At 64.1% G+C, this 5,174-nt stretch carries 7 protein-coding genes; 4 read left to right on the forward strand and 3 right to left on the reverse strand.

Going from position 1 to position 5,174, the window contains the following annotated elements:
- The first annotated feature begins 63 nt into the window (after positions 1-63).
- The 4 genes from J0F76_RS19800 (at position 64) to J0F76_RS19815 (ending at position 2,227) form a co-directional block, all read left to right on the forward strand.
- Positions 64-312: a DUF4160 domain-containing protein gene (locus tag J0F76_RS19800; protein ID WP_081791460.1), complete on the forward strand. Its 249-nt coding sequence runs from the start codon at positions 64-66 to the stop codon at positions 310-312.
- Positions 299-706, forward strand: coding sequence for a DUF2442 domain-containing protein (locus J0F76_RS19805; protein WP_112875557.1), 408 nt, complete (start codon positions 299-301; stop codon positions 704-706). The genes J0F76_RS19800 and J0F76_RS19805 overlap by 14 nt, the downstream gene beginning before the upstream one ends.
- Positions 707-1,061: 355 nt before the next feature.
- Entirely contained in the window at positions 1,062-1,751 is a 690-nt protein-coding gene (locus J0F76_RS19810) for a helix-turn-helix domain-containing protein (protein ID WP_207472112.1), read from the forward strand.
- Between the two features lie 80 nt (positions 1,752-1,831).
- Positions 1,832-2,227 carry a hypothetical protein gene (locus tag J0F76_RS19815; RefSeq protein WP_207472116.1) on the forward strand — a complete coding sequence of 132 codons (396 nt, stop codon included), beginning with the start codon at positions 1,832-1,834 and terminating at the stop codon, positions 2,225-2,227.
- Between the two features lie 69 nt (positions 2,228-2,296).
- Here J0F76_RS19815 and J0F76_RS19820 read toward each other — a convergent pair whose 3' ends face one another.
- From J0F76_RS19820 to J0F76_RS21300, 3 genes are all read right to left on the reverse strand, one after another.
- Positions 2,297-2,905 carry a LysE family translocator gene (locus J0F76_RS19820; RefSeq protein WP_207472118.1) on the reverse strand — a complete coding sequence of 203 codons (609 nt, stop codon included), beginning with the start codon at positions 2,903-2,905 and terminating at the stop codon, positions 2,297-2,299.
- Between the two features lie 102 nt (positions 2,906-3,007).
- Complete coding sequence (locus J0F76_RS19825) at positions 3,008-4,549, reverse strand: relaxase family protein (RefSeq protein ID WP_207472120.1); 1,542 nt, start codon at positions 4,547-4,549, stop codon at positions 3,008-3,010.
- On the reverse strand, positions 4,549-5,010 hold the full coding sequence (locus tag J0F76_RS21300; protein ID WP_207472121.1) for a plasmid mobilization protein: 462 nt from the start codon (positions 5,008-5,010) through the stop codon (positions 4,549-4,551). Before J0F76_RS21300 ends, J0F76_RS19825 begins: the two co-directional genes overlap by 1 nt.
- Positions 5,011-5,174: the final 164 nt, after the last annotated feature.

The following is a 5,174-nucleotide window of genomic DNA, read 5'->3' on the forward strand; positions in this document are numbered from 1 at the left end:
TGGCCAAGTGGTGCTACGTCTCACCATTATTCCCAAGCGCTTGGGTTTTTGCTAAGGTGCGCCATGCCGACTGTTCTTCGCCTCGATGGCTTGCGGGTGGTGATCTACCCTGCCGATCACCGCCCCGCCCATGTCCACGTTATTGGGGCCAAGGGGGAGGCCGTGTTCGTGCTGAACTGTCCTGATGGTCCGCCAAGCCTGCGGGAAAGCTATGGTTTCTCGCGCCGCGAAGAACTGCGCATCCAGAAGGATCTGGCTGCGCACCTGTCCACCCTCTGCCCGCAATGGAGCGCCATCCATGGAGATTTCTGAGCAAGAGTTTCAGTCTGCCGTCCGCCAGGGCGAGGAGCTGCGCCGCAACGGCTATGCCGTCAGTGCCGAATATGACGCCCGCCAGAACCGCCTCGTGGTGGGCCTGAGCAGCGGCGTTACCATCATGGTTCCGGTGCATCTTGTGGAAGACCTGGCCGGAGCCGACCCCGCCGATCTCGCCGAAATCGAGATCACCCCGTCGGGCCTTGGGCTGCACTGGCCCCGCCTGGACGCGGACGTCTACGTTCCCGGCTTCATGAAGGGCATCTATGGAACGCGCCGCTGGATGGCCGCGCTGCTTGGCGCGGAAGGGGGCAAGTCGTCCTCCCCCGCCAAGGCCGCGGCCGCACGGACCAATGGCGCCAAGGGCGGCAGGCCACGCAAGCAGGCGTGAGAGCGCCACAGCGCCTTCTAGGGCCCCTCTAGGCCCTTGGGCCTTGTCTGGCCTTACAGGACGGCACCGGCGCTCTCTGTGGCCTTCTCTAGCGCAGCCGTTTCACTTTCTTTTTCCCCAGCATGTCCCGACCGTGCAGCGCAACCAAACGGCCGATCTGCGTGTGTCGGTGCTTCTAAGATTCTTAAGGATATATGGATACGCTGGTGCATTTTGGCCGTTTCAGCCTTGCTGGGCTGAGAAAAACAGAAATTGACAGTTGGCTGGTGGCCAACTTAAGTTGGTTGGTGGCCAACTATCGAGGCGAGGGATGGGCAGGATTTCAATTCACGAACTGCGGCGGATGGGGGTGTCTGTGGAGGACATCGAGGCGGCAAAGGTCACGCAACTGGCGCAGCGCCGGACAGGATCTCCAGTGCAGTCCATCGGCGTCATTGTCGGGGCAGCAGAGCCGCGCCCACGCACAAACCCGAATCCGCCTGCCGACCTAACCGCTCGGGCGATGCGCAAGCGCGGTGCTTATGACCAAGCAGCGCTCCTGCTCGATCAGCAGGCTCTCCGGGAGAACAGCCCCGAACGCGCCGCACTGGCGAGGAAGGCCGCTCTGGCGGCCAAGGAACTGTCCGTCAGCAATCAGATTGAGTTTGACTTCTTCGGAGGAGGCAACGTGTCCATTGCATTCCAGTATCAGGACGCCGTGACCGAACGCCTGTTTGCGGCGGCGAAGACTCCTGCGCAGGCCTTCCATGCGCAGGCGGTGCTCTGGCAGATCACCCGAAACCTCGCGTGGCAGTCCTACGAATGCACCAAGACCGCCGCAGACCTCTGCGAGGTGATGCGGACCGACAAAGGGGATATGGCTCGTGCTCTGGACCTTCTGGAGCAGGTGGGGGCCATTCGGCGGATGAAGCGCGGGCGGGTGAAGATCATCACCGTGACGCCGGAAGGGGCGTTCCGGGGTAACGTGAACAGCCACGCGCAAGCTGTTGAACGCTACAAGCTGGACGTGATCGAGGGCGGCAAGTCCGACCAGACCCCCGAATAGCAGCCGACCGGTCGGCTACCGGTTCCAGGAACCGATACCGACCACCTTGCCGACCGGAACCGACCACCCAAGGAACCACTGTGGCGCTGACGCTGAACCAGGCTGCCAAGGCTTGCGGCCGCTCCAAGTCCACCCTGCTGAACGCCATCAATAGTGGGCGCATGAGTGCGCCCAAGGATGATCGGGGTCGCTACGCCATCGACCCGGCCGAGTTGCACCGCGCATTTCCCTTTCAAGTCCCCGACCGGTCGGCCGACCGGTTCCCGGAACCGCAACCGACCACCCTTGAGAACCACTCGACCACTCCGACCGACCGGGGCCTGGAACGCGAGGTCGAGTTGCTGCGCGAGATGCTGGCCAAGGCTGAAGCCAATGCCGACCATTGGCGCGCGATGGCCGAGCGCCAGCAGGCGCTCCTAGAAGACAAGCGGCCCAAGGAATCTCGCAGCCTATTCCAGCGCCTCCTTGGCCGATAAATCAGCTTGGCGCCCTGCAAGGCCAAAGGGGGCGTGGCTTGAGCCCTTTGCTGCCATTCATCTTATTGATCATCCCTGTGTCCCCTCGCCGGCCAGTTTCAGCCCAAGCGCCGCGAAGGAAGCGGCGAAGGTGCGGCGCAGCCAGTTCATCGTTCGCTCGCTTTGCAGCAGGCGCTGGCGGCCGGTCGCTGCAACGACGACATAGCCCATGAACACAACAAAGGTCATGACGGTAAAGCCAAGTCCTAGTTCGATCAACAGCCCGACCGGACTGCCGACCGGCACGAACTGCGGGATGAACGCCACGAAGAACAGCGGGATTTTCGGATTCAAGATATTTAGAAGGATGCCGCGCCAGACCAGTTTCCCTGGCGGCACCGGCGTGGACGGGCGCACCGACAACCCGCCCCGGTCGTTTAGCACGGCCCAGGCCATCCAGATCAGATAAGCTACGCCAGCGAATTTGATCATCTGGAACAGGACGGCGCTGGTATGCAGGACTGCCGCCAGACCGGCCATAGCGACAACAAGGTGAACAACCGTCGCAATCGTGCAGCCAATTGCGGCCCAGAAACCGGCTCGGACGCCGCCGCCGAGCGTTGACGAAAGCGTATAGACAACGCCGATGCCCGGCGAGAGACAGATAATGAAGGCGGTCAGCAGGTATTCGAGGCTCATGATTCAGGTCTCCAACCCCGGCGAGGATTGCATAAACGCTATTGCCGCGACCGCTTCCTGTAAATTGGACAATGGCAGCTTCGTCCGCATAGCTGCCATATCCTAAAGCTCGTGATCGTGGCCCCTGTCGCGCTCCCGCCTTGCGGCCCGTTCCAATTCCCATTCATGCGCTTTGCGCTCCTGGACCAGCGTCAGAGTTCTTTCAGCAATGCGTTCACTTGTTGCACCAAGTGCGTGGTCGAGGCGGTCTGCTTGGCCAAGGCCGCGTTCAAGTTCTCCAAGCCCGCGCTCAAGCGCTGCTGCGTGGCTTCGATCTGCGACAAGCGGGCCTCGATCGCCGATTGTCGCTGCGAGATGCGCTGCGACCATGCGCCCACCTTCTTCGAATATTCCTCGGACGCGCTCTCCGATTGATCGAACTCGTTCGCCAAGAGCCTGAACTGTTCGAGCAAGGCGCGCTCCAATGCCGTGAGCTGGTCCATGGCTCAGTCCCCATTCGTCATGTGCAAACAGATCGCCTTCCGCCCCGAGGGTGTGTTGCATTGCAGCGGTGTCGCGTTCTCGGGCACGACCAGGTAGCTCTGCCCCTCGCTCTGGAACGTCTCCAAGGGCATGTCCTCCACTACCCTCAAGGGCTGGTTCGAGCGCCAGAGCAAGAAGCCGGTCAGCATCAAGCTCACGATCAGCGCGCCCCAGGTCAGTCCTATGATCCATTTCAGCTGTGGCAGCGCGCTCCTGATCCCATGTGTGGCTCGGGCGATAGCGATCTCGATTTCGGTCAGCTCGGTGCTCACGCTCGCGCTCACACGCTGCGACAGCTTCTGCAGCTCGCTCTCGGTCAAGGCCGCGATCTCGGCCGTCTGGCTCTCCAATCTCTCGTGCAGCCGCTCGGCCAAGCTCCGTGTCATCGCTCCAGTCCTTCTCGTAAATGCGGCCCCTGAGCCGCAGGCGCTCGTCGGTGTCGGGATCGCGCACCGTCACGTAGTCCTTGCCTGCCCGCGTGACCTCCAGCCCCGCCTCGGTCAGCGCATCGACCAGGCTGGCACGATCATGCACCGCCCCCCGCTCGATCAGCGCCGCCACATAGCCGTGGACGGCCTCCTTGCCCTCTTTCAGGTGGAATCCGTGCTGCGCCCAGGGCGGTGACAGCTCGAAGGCCACCTCCCGCGCCCGCGCCGGATCGTCCGGCCGTGCCCAGCCATGCTCCAGGTTCAGCGCGTCCCGCAGGGTGGAAAAGCTCCGCTCCCAGCCGGGCGGCGCGATGTTGAGCGCCCGCCCGGAGGCCAGCTCCAGGCGCGGGGTCACGAAGTGCAGCTCCACCCGGCCCGCCTCGGTGTGCTGGTGGCGCACCCAGGAAATGTCGAACTGGTCGGCATCGAGGCCGGCAAAGGCGAAGGCCTCGAAGGCATCCATTGCCGCTTCCTGCTCGGCCACGCTGGGCGCGTCCTCGGGCGCAAAGGACAGCACCCCGTGCGTGTAGGTCCATTGCCGCTCGATGCTGTCGATCAGCTCCTGCGTCCGCACCAGATCGCCGCGTACCACCTCCGGCGGGCAATGCTCCCGGCCCACGCGCTCCGCATCGACTAGGTAGCCGCACACTACTCCCCCGCCGCCCCGGCCGCCGCTGGTGAACTTGATGAGCATCAGCCGCGCTCCGGCGGGTTGGCCCGCGTATGCGCCGCCCGAAGCGCCCCAAGATCCCGGTCGATCTCGATCAGCCGCGCCAGCAACGCCGTGGCCGTCACCGGCTCCTGCCGGTTGGCGGCCCGCGCGAGCTGGTTGAGGTTGTTTCCGATCCGCGCCAGCTCTCGCAGCAGCTCCGGGGCGACCGGCGGCGGCTCCCGTCGCGTCCGCAGCCGCAGACCGCCCAGGGAGGTCCGGATCAGCTCCGACAGGGACATGCCCCGGCTCGCCGCCAGCGCCTGCCAGCGCGCCCGCTCTGCCGCGCTGGCCCGCAGCTTGATCCAGCGGGCAGGCTCGGGGGTGGCGGAAGGGTCGTTGGCCATCAGGCAGGCTCCAGAGGGGTGCAGGGGTATCCCCTGCCGGTTCGGGGCTGGTCCCGCCGTGCCAATGGTGCGGACCGGGGGGTTTGAAGGGGGCGGCACGCCCCCTCAACAGCGCGAGTGGTCAAGGCAAGGCGAAGCCTTGTCGTGGCCACGAGAGTATGCTGGCGAAGAGATTACAAGCAAGAGGATCATGGCACTGTCAGAAAGGGTGCAGGCCAGTTGGAGGTATGGCCAAGTGGTGCTACGTCTCACCATTATTCCCA

It is taken from the genome of Paracoccus fontiphilus, from assembly GCF_017356265.1.
GTDB classification, from domain to species: Bacteria; Pseudomonadota; Alphaproteobacteria; order Rhodobacterales; family Rhodobacteraceae; genus Paracoccus; species Paracoccus fontiphilus.

What these genes read in the sequence shown, in the direction of transcription:
- J0F76_RS19800 (WP_081791460.1), top strand. Translation starts at nt 64, where the DNA reads ATGCCGACTGTTCTTCGCCTCGATGGCTTGCGGGTGGTGATCTACCCT.
- J0F76_RS19805 (WP_112875557.1), top strand. Translation starts at nt 299, where the DNA reads ATGGAGATTTCTGAGCAAGAGTTTCAGTCTGCCGTCCGCCAGGGCGAG.
- J0F76_RS19820 (WP_207472118.1), bottom strand. Translation starts at nt 2,905, where the DNA reads ATGAGCCTCGAATACCTGCTGACCGCCTTCATTATCTGTCTCTCGCCG.
- J0F76_RS19825 (WP_207472120.1), bottom strand. Translation starts at nt 4,549, where the DNA reads ATGCTCATCAAGTTCACCAGCGGCGGCCGGGGCGGCGGGGGAGTAGTG.